The sequence below is a fragment of the Pseudomonas sp. BF-B-26 genome (assembly GCF_019956495.1).
Lineage (GTDB): Bacteria > Pseudomonadota > Gammaproteobacteria > Pseudomonadales > Pseudomonadaceae > Aquipseudomonas.
In genome coordinates, this window is the sequence record NZ_JAHBDP010000096.1 from 1 (window position 1) to 20,599 (window position 20,599).

At 57.2% G+C, this 20,599-nt stretch carries 15 protein-coding genes; 5 read left to right on the forward strand and 10 right to left on the reverse strand.

What is annotated here, in order from left to right; genetic code table 11:
- The first annotated feature begins 72 nt into the window (after positions 1–72).
- The gene (locus tag KGB03_RS21990) at positions 73–1,038 is read left to right on the forward strand and encodes a bile acid:sodium symporter family protein (protein ID WP_111452388.1); all 966 of its coding nucleotides are present in this window, start codon (positions 73–75) and stop codon (positions 1,036–1,038) included.
- Positions 1,039–1,157: 119 nt separating this feature from the next.
- Entirely contained in the window at positions 1,158–1,472 is a 315-nt protein-coding gene (gene sugE, locus KGB03_RS21995) for a quaternary ammonium compound efflux SMR transporter SugE (RefSeq protein ID WP_008151200.1), read from the forward strand.
- An 83-nt stretch (positions 1,473–1,555) separates the two neighbouring features.
- Here the strand turns inward: sugE and KGB03_RS22000 are convergent, their stop codons facing one another.
- Together KGB03_RS22000 and KGB03_RS22005 are read right to left on the reverse strand one after the other, a co-directional pair.
- Positions 1,556–2,317, reverse strand: a complete 762-nt coding sequence (locus tag KGB03_RS22000) for a TenA family transcriptional regulator (RefSeq protein ID WP_256365201.1) — start codon at positions 2,315–2,317, stop codon at positions 1,556–1,558.
- A gap of 78 nt (positions 2,318–2,395) precedes the next feature.
- On the reverse strand, positions 2,396–4,855 hold the full coding sequence (locus KGB03_RS22005; RefSeq protein ID WP_218537705.1) for an EAL domain-containing protein: 2,460 nt from the start codon (positions 4,853–4,855) through the stop codon (positions 2,396–2,398).
- A 222-nt stretch (positions 4,856–5,077) separates the two neighbouring features.
- Here KGB03_RS22005 and KGB03_RS31225 point away from each other — a divergent pair, with 222 nt between their 5' ends.
- On the forward strand, positions 5,078–9,793 hold the full coding sequence (locus KGB03_RS31225) for a deaminase domain-containing protein (RefSeq protein ID WP_223528924.1): 4,716 nt from the start codon (positions 5,078–5,080) through the stop codon (positions 9,791–9,793).
- A gap of 10 nt (positions 9,794–9,803) precedes the next feature.
- Here the strand turns inward: KGB03_RS31225 and KGB03_RS22015 are convergent, their stop codons facing one another.
- The 5 genes from KGB03_RS22015 to KGB03_RS22035 all read right to left on the reverse strand — a co-directional run bounded on the left by KGB03_RS22015 (position 9,804) and on the right by KGB03_RS22035 (position 14,354).
- Positions 9,804–11,621 (reverse strand): ABC transporter ATP-binding protein, encoded by a 1,818-nt coding sequence (locus tag KGB03_RS22015; protein WP_218537703.1) that lies wholly within the window; start codon positions 11,619–11,621, stop codon positions 9,804–9,806.
- Positions 11,614–12,216: a DsbA family protein gene (locus KGB03_RS22020; protein WP_177327861.1), complete on the reverse strand. Its 603-nt coding sequence runs from the start codon at positions 12,214–12,216 to the stop codon at positions 11,614–11,616. The genes KGB03_RS22015 and KGB03_RS22020 overlap by 8 nt, the downstream gene beginning before the upstream one ends.
- 39 nt (positions 12,217–12,255) lie before the next feature.
- Positions 12,256–13,197 (reverse strand): rhodanese-related sulfurtransferase, encoded by a 942-nt coding sequence (locus tag KGB03_RS22025; RefSeq protein ID WP_218537702.1) that lies wholly within the window; start codon positions 13,195–13,197, stop codon positions 12,256–12,258.
- Between the two features lie 320 nt (positions 13,198–13,517).
- Positions 13,518–13,817 carry a BolA family protein gene (locus tag KGB03_RS22030; RefSeq protein ID WP_008151216.1) on the reverse strand — a complete coding sequence of 100 codons (300 nt, stop codon included), beginning with the start codon at positions 13,815–13,817 and terminating at the stop codon, positions 13,518–13,520.
- Positions 13,818–13,829: 12 nt separating this feature from the next.
- A complete protein-coding gene (locus KGB03_RS22035; RefSeq protein WP_033055281.1) occupies positions 13,830–14,354 on the reverse strand; it encodes a DUF2059 domain-containing protein in 525 nt (174 codons plus the stop codon).
- 193 nt (positions 14,355–14,547) lie between these two features.
- Between KGB03_RS22035 and KGB03_RS22040 the strand changes: the two genes are divergently transcribed.
- A complete protein-coding gene (locus tag KGB03_RS22040; RefSeq protein WP_223528951.1) occupies positions 14,548–15,942 on the forward strand; it encodes a class II fumarate hydratase in 1,395 nt (464 codons plus the stop codon).
- 104 nt (positions 15,943–16,046) lie between these two features.
- On the opposite strand, the gene KGB03_RS22045 is transcribed toward KGB03_RS22040, so the two are convergent.
- Positions 16,047–17,006 carry a DMT family transporter gene (locus tag KGB03_RS22045; RefSeq protein ID WP_218537700.1) on the reverse strand — a complete coding sequence of 320 codons (960 nt, stop codon included), beginning with the start codon at positions 17,004–17,006 and terminating at the stop codon, positions 16,047–16,049.
- A gap of 211 nt (positions 17,007–17,217) precedes the next feature.
- Between KGB03_RS22045 and KGB03_RS22050 the strand changes: the two genes are divergently transcribed.
- A complete protein-coding gene (locus KGB03_RS22050; protein WP_111452406.1) occupies positions 17,218–17,412 on the forward strand; it encodes a DUF6316 family protein in 195 nt (64 codons plus the stop codon).
- Positions 17,413–17,534: 122 nt separating this feature from the next.
- Here the strand turns inward: KGB03_RS22050 and KGB03_RS22055 are convergent, their stop codons facing one another.
- Both KGB03_RS22055 and pap read right to left on the reverse strand, forming a co-directional pair.
- On the reverse strand, positions 17,535–18,719 hold the full coding sequence (locus tag KGB03_RS22055) for a thiolase family protein (RefSeq protein WP_008151229.1): 1,185 nt from the start codon (positions 18,717–18,719) through the stop codon (positions 17,535–17,537).
- Between the two features lie 101 nt (positions 18,720–18,820).
- Positions 18,821–20,344: a polyphosphate:AMP phosphotransferase gene (gene pap / locus KGB03_RS22060; RefSeq protein WP_223528926.1), complete on the reverse strand. Its 1,524-nt coding sequence runs from the start codon at positions 20,342–20,344 to the stop codon at positions 18,821–18,823.
- Positions 20,345–20,599 lie beyond the last annotated feature (255 nt).

Below are 20,599 nucleotides of genomic sequence, written 5' to 3' on the forward strand. Positions count from 1 at the left end.
GATTTATCCCCTCGCCACATGGCTCGCTCCCACATTGGTTTTATGGTGTTACTCAAGAATAAGGATCAGGCCATGCGCGCACTGGCTGCATTGAGTCGTTTTGTCGGCAACACCTTCGCTTACTGGGTACTGATTTTCGCCGTCGTGGCGTTCCTGCAACCGTCCTGGTTCATAGGCCTGAAGGGCGCGATCGTACCGCTGTTGGGCCTGGTGATGTTCGGCATGGGCCTGACCCTCAAACTCGAAGACTTCGCCGAAGTCGCTCGCCATCCATGGCGCGTGGCCCTGGGCGTGGTTGCGCATTTCGTGATCATGCCCGGTGTGGCGTGGTTACTTTGCCAGGCGTTCCACTTGCCGCCGGAGATCGCTGTCGGCGTCATCCTAGTCGGCTGCTGCCCTAGCGGCACCTCGTCGAACGTAATGACCTGGCTGGCCCGCGGCGATCTGGCGTTGTCGGTGGCCATCGCCGCTGTCACCACCCTCCTCGCCCCGCTGCTGACCCCGGCGCTGATCTGGCTGCTGGCCTCAGCCTGGTTGCCGGTGTCGTTCATGGAGCTGTTCTGGTCGATCCTGCAAGTGGTGCTGCTGCCAATCGTGCTCGGCGTGGTTGCCCAACGCGTACTCGGTGATCGGGTTCGTCACGCGGTAGAGGTGTTGCCGCTGGTGTCGGTGGTGAGCATCGTAATCATCGTCACTGCCGTGGTGGCTGCCAGCCAGGCGAAGATTGCCGAATCCGGCCTGCTGATCATGGCCGTGGTGATGCTGCACAACAGCTTTGGCTATCTGCTGGGTTACTTCACCGCAAGGCTGTTCAAGTTGCCACTGGCCCAGCGTAAATCCCTGGCGCTGGAAGTCGGCATGCAGAACTCCGGGTTGGGGGCTGCCTTGGCCAGTGCGCACTTCTCACCGCTGGCGGCGGTGCCGAGTGCGCTGTTCAGCGTCTGGCACAACATCTCCGGGGCACTGCTTTCGACGTATTTCCGTCGGATGAGCGAAAAAGAAGATCGGGAAACTGCGGCGCAGCAGGCTATCGACTGATCCGAAAACTTGATCCCCGGGTTAATGATGGGCACTCTATTGCAAAACGTGAGGACGACCTCGCGGCTCGATCGAGTCATTAATCTGGGGACGACCCCGTCAATCGATGGAGGTCTCTCATGTCCTGGATCATTCTGTTTTTCGCCGGCCTGTTCGAAGTTGGCTGGGCCGTCGGCCTGAAATACACCGATGGCTTCAGCCGCCCTCTCCCCACCGCATTGACCGTTGCCGCCATGGCTATCAGCCTTGGCTTGCTGGGCCTCGCCATGAAGGAGTTGCCGCTGGGCACGGCCTACGCGATCTGGACCGGTGTCGGTGCGGTCGGGACGGTCATTGCCGGGATCATTCTGTTCGGTGAATCCATGGCGCTGTTCAGACTCGCCAGTGTGGCGTTGATCATTTCCGGGCTGGTTGGGCTGAAAATCAGCGCCTGACTTTACTGCCGTTACTAAAAAGCCCGCCCCCCTATTGATACTGACAGGGGGAGCGGGCTTTTTTTATGGCGTGTATTAACCGATCAGCTCTCGGCCAGCTCCATGCGTTCACGCGCCACAGGAGCCTTTTGCGCATGCTCAAGCTGCATGCAACGCTCCAGGAACAGGAACATGTAGTCGTAGCTCTTGCAGACGGCCTGACGCAATTCCATTTGCAGGGATTTGCTTGGGTTCATACCCGCCAGCGTGCAGATGATTTCCAGGGCTTCCCACGGATGGGCATCGTCGTACTGGGCATGCATTTTCAACCATTTCATGGCTCGCTTGCGATCTTCCTCCGGGAATGAGGCCGCGTAGACACCACTGGAACAGACCAGCGCCGACCACTCCCCGGTCGCACCTTCAATGGCGTAGTTGGTGGCGGCAATGGCAACGATCAGCGAATCCGACGAGCTGGTGTGCCAGCACCAGTGGCTCAAGGCGTGAAGTTCAGGGACAACCTTTTGCGCTTGCAGATCTTCCAGGCTGACGCCGTGAGCACGACTCCAGTGCACCCAGTAATCGGCATGGTTCAATTCGACTCGAATGTTACGCATCAACCAGCGACGTGCCATGTCTTCACCTGGATGGCGGGCAAAGCGAGTCTTGGTCAGGTTCTGTGCCATATATAACGCGAACTGTTCGACCACCGGCCAGCCACCAATCAGGTACTGACGCATAGTCTTTGCACTGAGTTTGTTATCACGCAGACGCTGATACAGTTCGTGTTCGACAACCCGGCGCTTGCTCTCGCTGCAATCATGGATCAGGCGTTGAGCCCAGCCGGGATAACTTGCAGCTTCCATGAGCGGTCCGGTTCGGTTGAATGTGTCGATCACTGTCGAGCTCCTTTTGATTGTGATTATAAGGATCAGCAAGAGATTTCAACGGAACGTGCCAGGCGCCTTGAATAACAAAGGCTGAGGCCTGGCTGGACGACTTTGTAAACTGTCGCTGGTAAACAAATGCGGGCGTTCAATCACATACCCTTGAGCGTAATCCACCCCGATCTCCAGCAATGCCTGCTCGATCTGGGGTGTTTCAACAAACTCGGCAATCGTACGTTTACCCATAACATGACCGATGTGATTGATCACTTCGACCATGGCGCGGTTAATCGGGTCGTCCAGCATATCCTTTACGAAACTCCCGTCGATCTTCAAGAAGTCTACAGGTAAATGTTTCAAGTAGGCGAATGAGGACATTCCGGCGCAAAAGTCATCCAGCGAAAAGTGGCAGCCTAAACCTTTGAGTTCATTAATAAATTTGATTGCACTTCCGAGATTGGAAATTGCACTGGTTTCGGTGATTTCAAAACAAATCATTTCAGGCGGTATGGAGTAAGTAACAAACTGTTCACGCAGGAAGTGCAGAAACGCCTCATCTCCGATAGTTGTGCCTGACAGATTAATCGCACACATGGCCAATGGTCCTTTGTGCTGTTCGGCTATGCAGTGGGCAATAATTTTGAAAACGTTCTGTACAACCCAGCGATCAAGGGACGTCATCAGACCATAACGCTCAGCAGCTGGAATGAAACTGTCGGGCAAAATCATGCGTCCGGCTTCGTCATGCAGGCGCAACAGAATTTCGATATGCCCACCGCCCTTCTCGATATGACCAAGGGGCGCGATTTCCTGGGCGTACAGACAGAAGCGGTCTTCTTCCAGCGCCAAGTGCAAGCGCTGCACCCAAGCCATCTCGCCGAAGCGCAGGGACAGTTCCGAATCATCCGCGTGATAGACCTGAACCCGATTGCGGCCCTTTTCCTTGGCCATGTAGCAGGCCATGTCGGCAGCGCGCAGCGAGGCTTCGAGCGTGGTCGGATTCTGAGTGACGTGAACCAGCCCGATGCTCACAGTGGTCACGAAGGGTCGGCCTTTCCAGACGAAGTGCAGGTTCTGCACGGTCTGACGCAGGCCCTCGGCGATTTTCTCGGCGGCTTCCGGGGCGCAGTTCTCCAGCAGGATGCCAAACTCGTCGCCACCCAGGCGGGCCAAGGTATCGCCTTCGCGCAAACCCGATTGCAGCAGAGCGCAGATATGCCGCAGCAACTCGTCACCCGCCGCATGGCCGCAGGTATCGTTGACCAGTTTGAACTGATCCAGATCGAGGAACATCAGCGCATGGCGCCCCGACTGCCGTGTCAGGTTGTGCAGCGCCTGTTCCAGGCGATATTCGAACTCGCGGCGGTTGGCGAGCCCGGTCAAGGCGTCATGGGTCGCTTGCCAGGACAGATTGGCAATGTATTGCCGCTCCTGTGTCATATCGTGCAGCACCAGCACCGTGCCGCTGACCTTGCCGGCGTTGCGGATCGGCGCACCGACCAGGGTCACCGAAACCGTACTGCCATCCAGGCGCTGGATCAGTTTGGAGTGTTCGCTGCCACCACTCAGCTGTCCGCTCAAAATGTGTTCGATCAACGTAAAGCCATCGGCCTGAGCGTTCTCGTCCAGCAGATTGAACAGCGCCGCCAGCGGCAAACCCGTCGCCTGCTCGGCCTTCCAGTGAGTCAACGCCTCGGCGGCCGGGTTCATGTAGGCGATCTCGCCTTCGACATTCGTGGTGATCACACCATCGCCGATCGATTGCAAAGTGATTTGTGCCCGGTCTTTCTCCAACTGCAGAGCGTCGGCGAAGGCATGGCGCTGCTTGAGCAGTTTGTGCGTGCGCATCAAGGCCAGGAGGATCAAACCCAGGGCCGTGGCGAGGTTGGTCACCAGCAACACCCGCAGGATCATCCGCGAGCCTTCGCCCAAGGCATCGCTGAAAGCCTTCGCCGCCGGTGTCACACTTTCGTTGATGACGAATATCTGATCCTTCCAGCGCTTGATATCGGTATCGGTGGCCTGACCGGCGGTGATGCGCTGATGCATCTCCCGCGCAATGGCATCGAGTTGCACCAGATACGCATCGCCCACCCTCCAGAGGTCGATGGCTTTCTCGTGGTAAGTGAAGTGCCGGAAATTCAGGTACAGCCAGATCACACTATTGATGTCATCCGGGTGGTTACCGCCCTTGAGGATCGCCACGCGCGCGGCTTCGATATTCGGCGGCTGATGATCCAGCGCCACACGCAATTCGTGGCCACCCTGAGGCACCGCAATCGCGTTCAGGTATTTGTTGAATATCGTCTCGTCGCGGCTATCGGCGTAGAGATTGAGGTAGTAGATGGCGTCTTTTTGGCCTTTGGACCAGAGGCTTTCACCGGCAACGTAGCCGCGAACCGCCGACAGAACGTACAGGCTCACGCCGCCGAGCATCGCCTGAAACAGCACGACGGCGATAAATGGCCAGACGATGCCCAACAACCGTGGCGTTCCGAGAGTCCGCGTTTGTTTCATGAGATCCCTTGCATTAGCACTGCTTGATCGTCTTCCGGACGAAATCGCTACAGCTAGACTAGGGTGCGTTCCAAGCCCCGGCAAGTGATCAACAAAAAACACCCTGCGGTCCCCTCGCGATATATATACCGCATGGACTCTCTTCCAGGTCGTTGTAATCGGTACCGATCCCCCTGCTGCACCGCAGGGAACCAACCGAAACAAGACAAGAGAAGCCGCATCGTGCATACAACCCCTTCAAATGGCGTTTCAAGCGCCCCAGGCACTTCATCCCCGACCACCGCTCAGGTCCATCAGGGTCAACTCCAGGACTATGAACTGTTGCGATCAGTTTTACGTGGGGAGGTGGGTTCACTGTCCAGCTTTGCCCAAACGCTACTCAGGCCACAATCCTTTTCACCCTTGCATCATGAAAGCGAAACTGGCCAGGAAGCGTTACAGCAGTTGCTTGTGGATCCCGACTACCGTGCACTGTGCAAAAAAAACAATATCTCCCCACACTATCTGATCGTCACCTTGAAAGAAGGGGCCTTTGTTTATGAGACTTCTGGTCGCGAAGGTGCAAACAAGATCGAATTGACCCTGACAGGAAACGAAAACTGGCAAGCACTTCGAACCCGGATCGAAAAGGCTGCCACCTTGCTGGGTGGACAAATTCGCTATGACCGCCTGATCTCGGCACCCAGGATTGCCACGTTTTACGGGTTACACCCTTGGGATCCGGCCAACACCGCTAAACATCAGGCCGCCATCGACACCCTTGAAGAAAAGATCGCAAGTTTTCAATTGGGGCTCGAGGACGATTTCAACATACTGGACCTCAAACCAACTCTTAAGAAAGAAGATCGACAGGTTTCTTTTCAAGGTGTCCTGACAACCGAATCCCGTGATGAATTGCAAGGGCAGTTCATTAAAGGCGAGATTAAAAGAGTCATCCAATCGTTTCTACCTGATGGGGTTACATCCCCGCTGACCCATTTGGCCAACGACATTCTTGGGTCAGCCATGCCTGAAAAGGTAGATGTCCAGCCAACCGTTTTTCTTCAAAAGATCCTGCAAAGTCCGGAAGCCGAAAAACTGGGAACCGCCTTGCTGACAATGATGGATTGGTACGGTGGAAAAATGGGCGAAGAGACCTCGCCTCATGTACGCACCAAAGTGGTAGCCCAAGCGCTGCAAATCTGGTTCAAATCGCAAACTATTGAATACCCCGACAGGATTGCCGGTTATGACCTGAAATCCAACTTAAACTGGGGGAAAAGTTACAAAGAGATATGGAGGGAATTTAAAGACCATTTATTCACATCAAAACGCGCCATCTCAAAAAAAGAAGCCACTGTCATGGCAAGGTTGTTCCTTCACGAGTTCCCAACCGAATTCCGCATCAGCGACATCCCGAAAGACCTGCCTTATAGAAGCTCCGTGGTGTGGGTAAATTTCGTACATGGTGTCAACCTCGCCCATGCCATTGATCCTGCCTTACTGCAACGTCTCAAGTTCCAGGAGTTGGTGGACTTCCCTATCAATCAAGCAGCGGGTGCCTCTGCCGACTATCTGGAATTGATCACCCTTGAACGACTGCGCCCCGCTCTGGAATGGGCGATCACCAACGGATTCCTTGAGGAAAGGAGCGATTTCGACTATTCAACCCGTGAAATCGAATTTGCCGTATCTACACTCGATGACCGCACAACAGCGTTAAAAAACGCTACCACTGATCTTGATAAGCCTCCTCCTGAAAGACTGGCGATTGCCAAGCGTGAGATGGTCAAGCTCTTTGGTCCTAACGCATTTACATCGGATGGCCACAGGCTGATAGCTGAAGCGGTACGAGCGGACAGTATTCATGACACCCCCATTGTCACGCATGAGACGTTCTCATTTCTGGATGTGTACGCATCCGGAAAATTTGATCAAAGCCAAAAGTGGTTTAGGACGACCCCTGACGGCAAAAACAGAAGTTCGCTATGGATCCACCTGGATAAGGACCGAAAAATACAGATTCACAAAAACGTGATGTTTTCACACGCGTCCGTCATTTATATGCCCGCCAACAAAGTTCTTCCTGACGCCAATGCTCTTTTTCAGGAGGAATTCAACCGCTATATCGAATTATCAAAATCCGCCTATAAAAAACTGATCAGCAGCCAACTGGCATCGTTGCCACTGGCGGATCGTCAGGCAATAGAGTATGGCACCGTAACACTGTACTGCTTGAGAAAGGCCACTTCGGGTGACTCGATAATTATCAAAAACGGAGAGTTCACTAACTCAGTCAACGCCCGCAAAGGTTTTATATTGAGAGTCACCTATCAAAACAAAAACTCTTATTACGAATGCCTACCTTCAGCCGGGGTGATTCATCCATTTACCTCGTTCGACAAAGTACTTATTGGCGGAACACCAGAACAAACACTGAATACAATCGGGCCCGTTCTTACTCAAACAATATCCTTCCCCGTCAGGACGCTACCCTTGGACTGGAATGCATATGAAACCGGCACAATTCCCATCCCTGGTGCAAGCTGCAAGGCCCTTATCCAAAGGCTGGGAAGTATACTCGAGGAAACTCCACCCGAGGATGCTGCCAACATTGTCCCTCAGACGTTATCGTCCAGGCGTTCACAAAATATAACTGGGTTGATCGCCGATAATCTTATGTTTTTCGATGAAGCACAGCTTCTTGCGTACACCCGTGGAGAAACCGAATTTGATCGCATGGAGGCCAAGACCAAGAAAGTAATCAGCATCATAAAAATGTACGTGCCATTTTGGAGCAATATCGAAGATATCGTCTCAGGCAATGGACTTCGGATCTTTCAAGGTGTGTTTGGTTTAGTTCTGGATTTGACCACCTTCCTGATTCCTATTGGCAAGTTCGTGTCGGGCACAATGAAACTGGCAATGACGGCAGGAAAACTTGGCATCCGTGTTGCTCTACCGCGCTTTGGCAACCTGACAAAAAAACTGCTCATTGCAACACTGCAAAACCTGCACCCTTTGGACGGCCTCCCCTCACTACTCAAATCCGGCTCCAGGCTTTCCTTGCGACTTGCCCGCAAAGGCGCGCTCCAGGTGAAGTCACTGACCGGTCGAGCCGGGCAATACAACCTCATAGGCGCCATGGCTCAATCGACAACCCCCAGCACCTGGAAGCCCTTGGCCGCAAGCGACCAACTGGCCACAGTTCGAGGAATTGAAGACATTCCCATACGTAACACGGGAACGGTTAGCACCCCGAGCTATCACCTGATAGAACCGCTATCGGGCACGCCTTACGGTCCCCGACTAAACACCAGAACAGCAGAAGTCTCGATCGGTCGATCCGAGTACTCCACAGTGGCTGAAATTGACAACAGGGTTGTCTTCGAATTGCCAGAAAGTGCACGAGTACAGAATGTTCCCGAAGTGGATGGTCGCAGCACTTTACTGATCGATCACGTGCCTTATCGACTCGACAAAGGAACCCTGCGGCGTGTCGATACCATTGATGCCAGTGAAACCCTTAAGCGTAAGACCTGTCGGATTCGTCGCGCCCCGGGAGACACTGTTTGTCTCAATAGCTATGTCCACGGTGAACTCGCGCCCACGCCCATACCGGGTAGCCACACAACGGTTGAAGGCTATAGTCCGTGGTTTGGTGACAAAATCTACACGCCCGCACCGGCAAAAGCGGGTCGTGACAAACCTGTTCTGGCGCTGGACGGCCAACTTTATATCGAGTCGAGGGGCGTGTGGACCCGATACGAGGGTGCCAGGAAGCCCCTGGGCCTTTCAAAACTCCAGCCCAAGGTTCGACTCGAGGGAACCATCGAGTTTCAAGAGGGGATGTACGGTCGAATCAAGGTCTCGGGTGTGTACGACGGCCTTGATGACGATCTCCGTCAGGTCGGCACATTGATCATCCAGTCAAAAACCGATGCTAAAACGGAGTATCTGTTCACCCAACTCAACGCGACCGACTACTACTTTGCCGAGATAACAAAAGGACAGAGCCTCGCTGGCGCACATCGGTTGCAACGCATACCCAACGCCAGCCTTCAAACAGATCCGCTCTACAAGGAACTCCATACGGTCTTCATTGGCTCAATACAGGCCAACAATACCGCTCGAATCTACGGGTTGGATAAAGTGAAGCAGGCTGTCAACGCTATGAATGAGATTGCGATCCCTCTCGGTGGCTTGGCAAACCCACCTGCAAACCTGAGGCTGGTAAAGGTCGCAACCACGCCCGGCGAAGCCGTAATGTTCGATCATAGAACCCGGATGATTGTCTGCGAGTTCCCCATCACGACAAAAACCTGGACACGTACTAAAGCGGCACCGGAATCCTTGCGCCAACAAACTGCGGCAATTTTCAATGATCTCTTTCAAAAGCAGCTATTCAAAGCCGGTGAATTGAACGATCTATACATTGCCAAAACGATGAAAGCGCTTCAGAGCATTGTCAATAAAAGCAACTTCAAAACCATGAAAAACCCCAGAAATATCGGTTACGCCCAAATCACCCGCGCCGACGGCCACACCGAAGTCTATGTCAGCGTATCGGGTGCTGGTCATGACACTAACTTTTTGCCGTTGTTCAAAACACATAACACTCGGGAAGTTACGGTAGGTACTACTACCTACATCAATGTCGACTTCAAGAAAAACTTTGAGAGGACTTCGCTGAGTGTGTCGGCACAAGGCAAGCTCGAATCTATTCCTCGCACCATTCCCGACATGTCGACATACACCCCGGAGCTGACCAAAAGACCCACATCGCTGGACAGCGAAAGCAAGTTGATCAAGGTTATTCGCGACAAGTACCCGGATGACGCCACCCGCGGGCCCGTTACAGTCGTCACCACCATGGCACCCTGCGACTCCTGCTCGGTGGTGATGCAACAGTTTGCTCACTCGGGCGGTGAGGACGCGTTAAAGGTGATCTGGGACTGATCCGCGCCCCTTATAACTGCTGCAAATGCCCATAAAGCTTGGCGTACAAACCACCATCGGCAATCAATTGCTGATGGTCGCCATCTTCGGCAATTTGCCCGCCGTCGAACACCAGCACCCGGTCGGCCTGCTTCACCGCGGACAACCGGTGCGCAATGATCAGGGTGGTGCGATTGCTGAGGAACCGCGCCAGCGCCTGGTGCAGGTTGTATTCGGTGGCGGCATCCAGTGCCGAGGTGGCCTCGTCGAGGATCACTACCTTGGGTTCGGCCAGCACCATCCGCGCAATGGCCAGGCGTTGGCGTTGCCCGCCGGATAAACGCACCCCGGAACGTCCGACAATGCTGTCCAGGCCGTCGGGCAATTCACGAACCGTGTGGTGCAACTGAGCAATCTCCAAAGCCTGCCAGCAGGCCTCGTCACTGCGTTCACGGCCCATGGTCAGGTTGGCGCGCACGGTGTCGTTGAACAGCGCCGGATGTTGCAGAACCACGGCGACGTTCTCCCGCACGGTTTCCAGGCCGATCTCTTGCTGGGTCGAACCGCCGAAGCGGATCGTCCCGGCAAGCGGCGTGTACAGGCCCAGCAGCAACTGCACCAAGGTACTTTTTCCGCCACCGCTGGCGCCGACAATCGCGACTTTTTCGCCGGGGGCAATCGACAGGTTCATCTGGTTCAACACCAGCTCGTCGCCGTAACCGAAACTCAATCCCTGGACTTCGATACCCACGGTTTCGCGACCGTTGAATGGGTCGACACCGCCCGGGTATTCAGGCTCATCGGCCCGGGCCAGCAACTCGTTGATCCGCGACAGCGCGCCGCCGGCCGCGTAATAGGCGTATTGCAGATTCAGCAGCTGTTCCACCGGACCGATCATGAACCACAGGTAGCTGAACACCGCGAGCATCTGGCCGATGGACAGGTCGGAAAACAGCACGGTGAGCATCGCCGCCGCACGGAAAATATCGATGCCGAACTGGAACAGCAAGCCGCTGGCACGGTTCGAGGCATCGGTTTTCCACTGCGAGTTCACCGCGTAATCGCGCACTTCCCGGGCGCGCTGCCCTAGACGTCCAAGGAAAAACCCCTGACGGTTGCCGGCACGCACTTCCTGAATGGAGTCGAGGGTTTCGGTCAGCGCCTGGGTAAAGCGCGAGGTGCTGTCGTTCTCGAGTTTCTTCAGGTGTTTGACCCGTTTGCCCAGGAGTACCGTGGCGTAGATCACCAGCGGGTTGAACAGCATGATCAGCAGCGCCAGCTTCCAGTGCATCCAGATGAGAATGCTCGCGGTGCCGACCAGGGTCAGCATCGCGACCAGGAAACGGCTGAGGGTTTCGCCGACGAATTTGTCCACCGTGTCCAGGTCGGTGACCAGATGCGTGGTCACCGTGCCGCTGCCCAGGCTTTCGTATTCGCCCAGGGAAATGCGCTTGAGCCGTTCGATCAGCCGTGTGCGAATGCGATACACGATGTCCTTGGCCAGTGCCGCAAACAACTTTGCCTGAACCACGTTGAAGAACAAGGCGCCACAACGTAGCAACAAGGTCACCAGCAGCATCAGGCCGATGTAGCCCGCGGCTTTCTGCCAGTCGTCGGGCAACGCGTGGTTCATGACTTTCAGCGCGGCGTCACCGTGGCCCAGCAGCACTTCGTCCACCAGCAACGGTAAGAGCAGGGGGATCGGCACGCTACACAGCGTGGCCAGCACGGCCACGCCGTTGGCGATCCACAGGGACTTCTTGTGATGCAAGGCCAGGCGACGGATTTCCGCCCAGCTCAGACGGTCGACACGTGTAGCGTTTGCGGCGTCGTCAGGCTGGTCATGCACAGGCAGCGCGCTCCAGCCAGCGGCCGAGCAACGGAGACAGTACGCTGAGCGGCTGATAGCCATTGGTCAACAGCGCCAATTGACCATTACGCTCAGCCAGCAAGGTAGGGAAACCGGCAATGCCCAGGTCCTGGACCCAGGTGAAATCGGCCGCCGTCGCGGCGTGCTGATCGGCACGATCGAACGCGGCGGCGAACTCGATGCGCGGCAGACCGGCCTGCTCCGCTAGCTCCACCAGAACACTGGCGTGAGTGACGTCGCGCCCTTCGGCGTAAAACGCGTGCTGAATCAGCCCAAGCAGTTTCCACGCACAATCCGGCGCCAGGCTGCGCGCGGTCACCAATGCCCGACAGGCAGGTTCGGTGTCGTAGACAAACCCGTCGGGCAACGCGCCTTCCAGCTTGAATGGTTGACCCGTGGCCTCGGTGACCGCTTGCCAATGCTCAAGGATGTAGCGCCGGGTGGTCGGCTCCAGCGCGGAACCGCTGCCGGTTCGCAAACCGCCCACCACCAGGTGCACGTCCACCCCCGCTGCTTGCGCCTGCTCGACCAGCGCGTTGGCCACCGGCGCGAAGCCCCAGCACCAGGAACACATCGGGTCCATCACATAGAGCAGGCGTTGCGCAGACATGGTTCAAGCCTCGGAAGGAGTTTGCTTGTAGTTGTAACCGATCGGGTGAGGCAGGTTGCGAGCCTTGGCCAGTTCGATCTGCTTTTGCCGGTCGATGGCACTGCGACGGGTCTTCTCGCTCAGCTTATCCCAGCAATGCGGGCAACTGATGCCGGCCACGTAGTGCTCGGATGTGCGGTCGGAGGCGCTGATCGGTGTACGACAGGCATGACATTGATCGTAGTCGCCTTCGCTGAGGTCGTGGCGCACGGTCACGCGGTTGTCGAACACGAAGCAGTCGCCCTGCCATTTGGTTTCTTCCTGCGGCACCTCTTCGAGGTACTTCAGAATGCCGCCCTTGAGGTGATAGACCTCGTCGAAGCCCTGGCTGAGCATGTAGCTCGACGCCTTTTCACAACGAATGCCGCCGGTGCAGAACATCGCGACTTTCTTGTGCACGGCCGGGTCGAAATTGGCTTTGATGTAATCGGGGAATTCGCGAAAACTGGTGGTCTTCGGGTCGATGGCGCCTTCGAAGGTGCCGATCGAGACTTCGTAGTCGTTGCGGGTGTCGATCAACAGCACTTCCGGGTCGCTGATCAGGGCGTTCCAGTTCTCTGGATCGACGTAGGTGCCGACCTTTTTGTTCGGGTCCACGCCTTCGACGCCGAGGGTGACGATTTCTTTCTTGAGTTTGACTTTGGTGCGATAGAACGGCTGGTCGTCGCAGTACGACTCTTTGTGGTCGATGTCGTCCATGCGCGGGTCGTTCTTGAGCCAGGCCATCAGCCCGTCAATGCCTTCGCGGCTGCCCGACACGGTGCCGTTGATGCCTTCTTCGGCGATCAGCAGCGTGCCTTTGATGCCGTTGTCGACCATCGCTTGCAGCAGCGGCTCGCGCAGGGCGACGTAATCTTCCAGGGTGACGAACTTATACAGTGCCGCCACGACAATCTGTTGTGTCATGGGTAATTCTCCAGGTGGCTACCCTCGTAAGGGGTGAACCGGATGCGAAAAAAAACGCGCCGGGTGAGCGGCGCGTTGCGGATTCTAGCAAAAACGGTGTGGTTTTAGGACTGTGATCTGTAAGGTCTGGTACAAACCCTGTGGCGAGGGGATTTATCCCCGTTCGGCTGCGAAGCAGTCGTAAAACCAGGCAGCTCGGTTTGCCTGGCACGCCTCGTTGAGGCTGATATTTCAGGACTGCTTCGCAGCCGAACGGGGCGGTGCGACGCTTCGCTAAATCCCCTCGCCACAACAGCCCGTCAGCCCATCAGACCTTCACGTTAATGCTTGCTGCCACCAGCACAGGTCGGCGAGGCCGGAGCCGCGTCGATCTGTGCCCATTCCTCTGGCGTGTAGGTATGCAGCGCCAACGCATGGAACTCGCCCATCAGCTCGCCGAGCGTGCCGTAGACTTTCTGGTGACGCTTGACGCGGTTGAGCCCTTCGAACTGCTGGCTGACCACCACGGCCTTGAAGTGGGTCTGCAACCCACGGCTGTGCATGTGGCTTTCATCCAGCACTTGCAGATGCTGCGGCTGCAACAGGCCCAGCGTCGATTCGATGCGTTGTTGCATGGTCATACCGAACTCCGCTTAAGGCTTTTTCTTGGCAGGAGCGGCGGCGCCTTTAGGCTCCAGCTCGGCGGTCATGTCAGCCAGCAGTTTGTTGACCACAGGCACGGCGCTTTCCAGCTTGGCTTGAGTCATCTGGGCCGATTGCTGAGTCAGCTGCGGCATTTTTTCCAGGACTTTCTTGCCCAGCGGCGACTGGTAGAACGCGACCAGGTCTTTCAGCTCGGATTCGCTGAAGTTGGTGGTGTAGAGCTTGACCATGTCCGGCTTCAGCTTGTTCCAGCCAATGGCTTGGTCCAGCGCGGCGTTGGCTTTGGCCTGGTAGGTTTCCAGCAAGGCCTTCTTCGATTCAGGGGCTTTGGTCTGTTCAAAACGCTGAGCGAACATTTGCTGCACTTGCATGTACACCGGAGTGCCCAATTTGTCAGCGTGCGCCAGGGTCAGGAAAGCTTCGGCACTGGCGTTGTGGCTGGCGGTATCGGCAAAAACAGGGCCGCTGGCGCAAACCAGTGCAACCGCGGTACAGATGGCACGAAGACGAGTCATCGAGTTTCCTTTTCTAGCAGGCGAGGTCATTACCCCAAGGGCGACCATTCTGCACCTAAAAAAGTGTGTCACTCAACCCCAAGCCTTGTCTGGCCTGATTTAGAGGGGTTGAACGGTCAAAAAACAGACTGATGGAACCACGGCCGGCGATCACGGCCTAAACTGCGCTATCAGACCTACAGGAGTGTGCATGATGAGCCGTATCGAAACCGACAGCCTTGGCCAGGTGGAAGTCCCGGATGAAGCCTACTGGGGCGCTCAGACGCAACGCTCGCTGATTAACTTCGCCATCGGCAACGAAAAAATGCCGCTGGCGGTGCTGCATGCCCTGGCGCTGATCAAGAAAGCCGCGGCGCGGGTCAATGACCGCAACGGTGACCTGCCCGCCGACATCGCCCGGCTGATCGAACAGGCCGCCGACGAAGTGCTCGACGGCAACCACGACGACCAGTTCCCGCTGGTGGTCTGGCAGACCGGCAGCGGCACCCAGAGCAACATGAACGTCAACGAAGTGATCGCCGGTCGCGCCAACGAACTGGCCGGCAATGCTCGTGGCGGCAAATCGCCGGTTCACCCTAACGATCACGTCAATCGCTCCCAGAGTTCCAACGACTGCTTCCCGACCGCCATGCACATCGCGGCAGCCCAGGCGGTGCAACAGCAATTGCTGCCGGCGATCAGCGAACTGTCGGGCGGATTGGCCGAGCTGTCTGCGCGGCACATGAAACTGGTCAAGACCGGCCGCACCCACATGATGGACGCGACACCGATCACCTTCGGCCAGGAACTGTCGGCGTTCATCGCGCAACTGGATTACGCCGAGCGGGCGATCCGCAGCGCGCTGCCGGCCGTCTGTGAACTGGCCCAGGGCGGCACCGCGGTCGGCACCGGGTTGAACTCGCCCCACGGTTTTGGCGAAGCCATCGCTGCCGAACTGGCCGCCCTCTCCGGCCTGCCGTTCGTCACCGCACCCAATAAATTCGCCGCCCTGGCTGGCCACGAGCCGCTGACCACGCTGTCCGGCGCGTTGAAAACCCTCGCCGTGACCCTGATGAAAATCGCCAACGACCTGCGCCTGCTGGGCTCCGGGCCGCGAGCAGGCTTCGCCGAAGTCAAATTGCCGGCCAACGAACCGGGCAGCTCGATCATGCCGGGCAAGGTCAATCCGACTCAGTGCGAAGCCCTGTCGATGCTGGCGTGTCAGGTATTGGGCAACGACGTCGCCATCGGGTTTGCCGCAAGTCAGGGGCACCTGCAACTGAACGTGTTCAAACCGGTGATCATCCATAACCTGCTGCAATCGATCCGCTTGCTCGGAGATGGCTGCAGCAACTTCCAGCAGCATTGCATCGCCGGTCTGGAACCGGATGCAGAGAAAATGGCTGAACATCTGGAGCGTGGGTTGATGTTGGTGACGGCGCTGAATCCGCACATTGGTTATGACAAGTCGGCGGAAATCGCCAAGAAGGCTTACGCAGAAGGGCTGACCCTGCGTGAGGCGGCGTTGCAGTTGCGGTATCTGACGGATGAAGAGTTTGATGCGTGGGTAAGGCCGGAGAATATGCTGGAGGCTGGCGCCAAGGGCTGAGTTTTGTAGCGCCTGACAGTCAGTCATCACGAGCAGGCTCGCTCCCACAGGTAATCGCATTCTCCTGTGGGAGCGAGCCTGTTCGCGAAGAACGATAACGCGGTCTAACTGGCCGCCACCCGAACCCGCCGGGCCCTGAGCCCCGCAATCAACGACGGCCCCAACGCCACCAGCGCCGATCCCAGCACCACCAGCACCGCCCCGCCATACCCCAGACCATTGATCGTCTCGGCATGCACATAGTCCGGCCACATCCACGCGGCCACAGCCACCGCAGCAAACGTCACCAACGGCGTAATCGCCAGCGTCGCACTGACCCGCGATGCCTCCCAGTGCGCCAGGGCCTCGGCAAACGCGCCATAGGCGATCAGGGTGTTCATGCAGCACGCCAACAGTAGCCAGCCTTGCAGCGGGCTCAGTTGCAGCGCTTCCAGCGGATGCACCCACGGCGTCAGCAACAGCGCGCAGAACAGGTAGATCACCATCATCACCTGCAGCGAATTCCACACCGTGAGCAATTGCTTCTGGCCCAAGGCGTAGAACGTCCAGACCGTGGACGCCAACAACACCAACAGCACGCCGGCGGTGTAATCGGTCAGCGAGGTCAGCAGCTCGGCCAGCCGCTGATTGAAAAACAGGGCAAAGCCGATCAACAGCACCAGCAGGCCAATCCCCTGCCCCACGCTGAATCGTTCCTTGAACACAAACAGACTGGCGATCAACAACATGATCGGGCCCATCTGCACCACCAGTTGCGCGGTGCCGGGGCTCAGCAGGTTCAGGCCCATCAGGTACAGCACGTAGTTGCCCACCAGGCCGAGCACCGCCATCACCACTAACCAGCCACCACGCGGCCCGAGTACCTTGCGGCTCGGCAGGCGTTTGGTCGCCGCCAGATAAATGAACAGGCAGCCGCCCGACACGATCAGGCGAAACCAGGTCACCGTCACCGGGTCCATCACCAGCAGCACTTGCTTGAGTTTGATTGGCAGGATTCCCCACAGCAGCGCGGTCACCAAGGCCAGGAACAGACCGTAAACCCAGCGACCCGATGAAATGTGCATTGCGAACCCCGAAGCCAAGTGGCGAGAAAGGTCATTCTAGGCTCAGAGCCGTTCGGCACACAGGGACAGTTGGGCGTTGGCCGCGAATGAAACTGTGCAGGTCGCACCATTAAATTGGCGCTATGCCGTCGATCGGTTGGCCAGGCGTTGCAAGTGGTTCATGCATAAGCTCATGGGATTCGCCAACAGGTACATTCCTCAGGAGATCGCCATGTACGGCAAGCGCGCCCAGGACAATGCCCCCGCCACTCACTTTCGCTGTGACCGGATGTGTCGTGTGAATGGGGAGTTGTATTTCAGCACCCGGGAAAACACCCTTGAGGGGCCGTTTGAAAATCCGGAGAAGTTGGCGCGGGAGGTACAGGCTTACATTGAGCGGATGCTGGTTTTGCGGATGAGCTTATAGACCGCGGCGCGGCCTTCGCGAGCAAGCCCGCTCCCACATTGGATCTATGCCGCACACTAGATCCCTGTGGGAGCGGGCTTGCTCGCGAAGGCGATTAACCAGGCAACAAAAATCTTCCGGATTTAACGCACAGCTTCAAACAACCCGGTCGCCCCCATCCCGCCACCCACACACATGGTGACGATGCCGTAACGCACGTTGCGGCGCTGCAATTCACGCACCAGATGCCCGACCTGACGCGAGCCGGTCATGCCGAACGGATGGCCAATGGAAATCGAGCCGCCATTGACGTTGTACTTGTCGTTATCGATCTCCAGCCGAATGCGGCTGTACAGGCATTGGGACGCAAACGCTTCGTTGAGTTCCCACAGATCAATGTCGGAAATCCGCAATCCCTTGGCCTTGAGCAACTTCGGCACCGAAAACACCGGGCCGATGCCCATTTCATCCGGCTCGCACCCCGCCACGGTGAAACCACGGAAGAACGCCTTGGGTTTCAACCCCAGTTGCAGTGCTTTTTCCAGGCTCATCACCAGTGTCATCGACGCGCCATCGGACAACTGCGAAGAATTGCCCGCTGTCACCGAACCGTCTTCGGCAAACACCGGTTTCAATCCCGCCAGGCTTTCCAGGGTGGTGCCCGGGCGGTTGCAGTCATCGTGATCGACGATGCCGTCAAGGATCTGCACCTGACCGGTGGCCTTGTCTTCAACCCGATACTTCACCGCCATCGGCACGATTTCGTCGTCAAACAATCTATCGGCCTGTGCCTGAGCAGTACGTTGCTGACTTTGCAGCGCGTACAGATCCTGTTCCTCACGAGTGACGTCGTAACGACGAGCGACGATTTCAGCCGTCTGGCCCATCGGGAAATAGATGCCGGGCACCTGCTCTTTCAGCAGCGGATTGATCAGGTTGTCGGTGTTGATGCTTTTCATGGTCAGGCTGATGGACTCGACGCCACCGGCAACGATGATGTCGCTGCAACCCGAAGCAATCTGATTGGCGGCGATGGCAATCGCTTGCAAGCCCGAGGAGCAAAAACGGTTGAGGGTCATCCCGGCAGTGCCGGTGCCCAGGCGCGACAGCACCGCGATGTTGCGTCCGATGTTGAAGCCCTGGCCACCTTCGTTGGAACCGGCGCCGACGATACAGTCCTCGACGCTGGCCGGATCGATGCCCGAGCGTGCCAGCAGCGCATTGACGCAATGGGCCGCCATGTCGTCCGGGCGGGTCAGGTTGAACTTGCCGCGAAAGGACTTGGCCAGGCCGGTCCGCACGCTGTCGACGATCACCACTTCACGCATGGCATACCTCATTGTTGTTGTCGGTTGGGAGTGGACCGAGCATAAGTCCACTGCATTACCGACCGCGACAATCATTCACCCCGCGTATGCGTAACCATCGCTCACTTCTTGTGCTGCTTCACTTTCCTGTCGTGCTTATCGGACTTTTCGAACGCCTCTTCCAGCGCCAGATTGATGGTGCGCAGGACTTTGACCCGCGCCCAGCGCTTGTCATTGGCTTCCACCAGCGTCCAGGGCGAGATCTCGGTGCTGGTGCGATCGACCATGTCACCGACCGCCGCGCGGTAGTCGTCCCATTTATCACGATTGCGCCAGTCATCTTCGGTGATCTTGAAACGCTTGAAGGGAATTTCTTCCCGCGCCTGGAAGCGCTCCAGTTGTGTCTGCTTGTCGATGGCCAGCCAGAACTTGACGACGATCACCCCCGCCTCGGCGATCAGCTCTTCAAAATCATTGATTTCACTGTAGGCCCGCAACCAGTCAGTCGGCGGGCAGAAGCCTTCGACGCGTTCCACCAGCACCCGCCCGTACCACGAACGATCGAACATCGTGAACTTGCCCTTGGCCGGGATGTGTCGCCAGAACCGCCACAGATAAGGCTGCGCACGTTCTTCTTCGGTGGGTGCGGCGATCGGCACGATGCTGTACTGGCGTGGATCGAGGGCTGCCGCGACCCGGCGGATCGCCCCGCCCTTGCCGGCCGCATCATTGCCCTCGAACACCGCCACCAAGGCATGTCGACGCATGCGTTTGTCGCGCATCAGGCCGGAGAATCGTGCCTGTTCGGTAATCAATTGTTCTTCGTAATCGTCCTTGTCCAGGTGCTGGGTCAAATCCAGGCTGTCGAGCAGGTTCAGTTGATCGACATGGATGGGCAACGGCGCGGCATTGACCTTGTCGGGATGGACCTCGGCACGCTTCAGAGCATTTTGCAGGCCTTCGAGCAGGATCTTGCCCACTGCCAGGCTGCGGTAATGAGGGTCCACCCCTTCGATCACATGCCAAGGCGCATAGTCGCGGCTGGTACGGCGCAACACGCGCTCGCCGTATTTCACGAATTTGTCGTAGGTTTGCGATTGTTGCCAGTCCAGCGGACTGATGCGCCAACTGTGCAGCGGGTCATCCGCCAGGGCCTTGAGCCGCGCCTTCATTTGCTTCTTGGAGAGGTGGAACCAGAACTTGAAGATCAGCGCGCCTTCGTCGCAGAGCATTTTTTCAAAGCGCTCGGACTGGTTGATCGCCTGATCCAGCACCGGGTCCTTGAACAAGCCATGGACCCGGCCTTGCAGCATCTGGCTGTACCAGTTGCCGAAGAAAATCCCCATGCGGCCCTTGGCCGGAAGCATCCGCCAGTAGCGCCAGGCCGGTGGCCGCGCCAGCTCTTCGTCGGTCTGCTGATCGAACGTGCGGACCTCGATCAGGCGTGGGTCCATCCATTCGTTGAGCAACTTGACCGTCTCGCCCTTGCCGGCGCCTTCGATGCCATTGATCAGAATGATCACCGGAAAGCGGCGCTGCTGGTGCAGTTCGAACTGCGCTTCGAGCAAGGCTTCACGCAGGGCCGGCTCTTCGGCGTCGTAGGTTTCTTTGTCGATGGCGTGACCGATTTCGGCGGATTCGAACATGGGACAGCTCCTTCCAGGATTGAGCAAGACTAGCGGATTGACCTCTCCTGCGTGGGAGAAATCCCATTTTTGAGGCTGATATGAAACCTGTGGCGAGGGAGCTTGCTCCCGCTGGACGGCGAAGCCGTCCCGGTATCGGCAAACTTGCACACGGGAGGTACACAGATAACCCGTTTGCGGCTGCTTCGCACCCGAGCGGGACGGTGCGGCGATCCGACAAGCTCCCTCTCCACAAAAGCAGCGATTGTCCCTGAC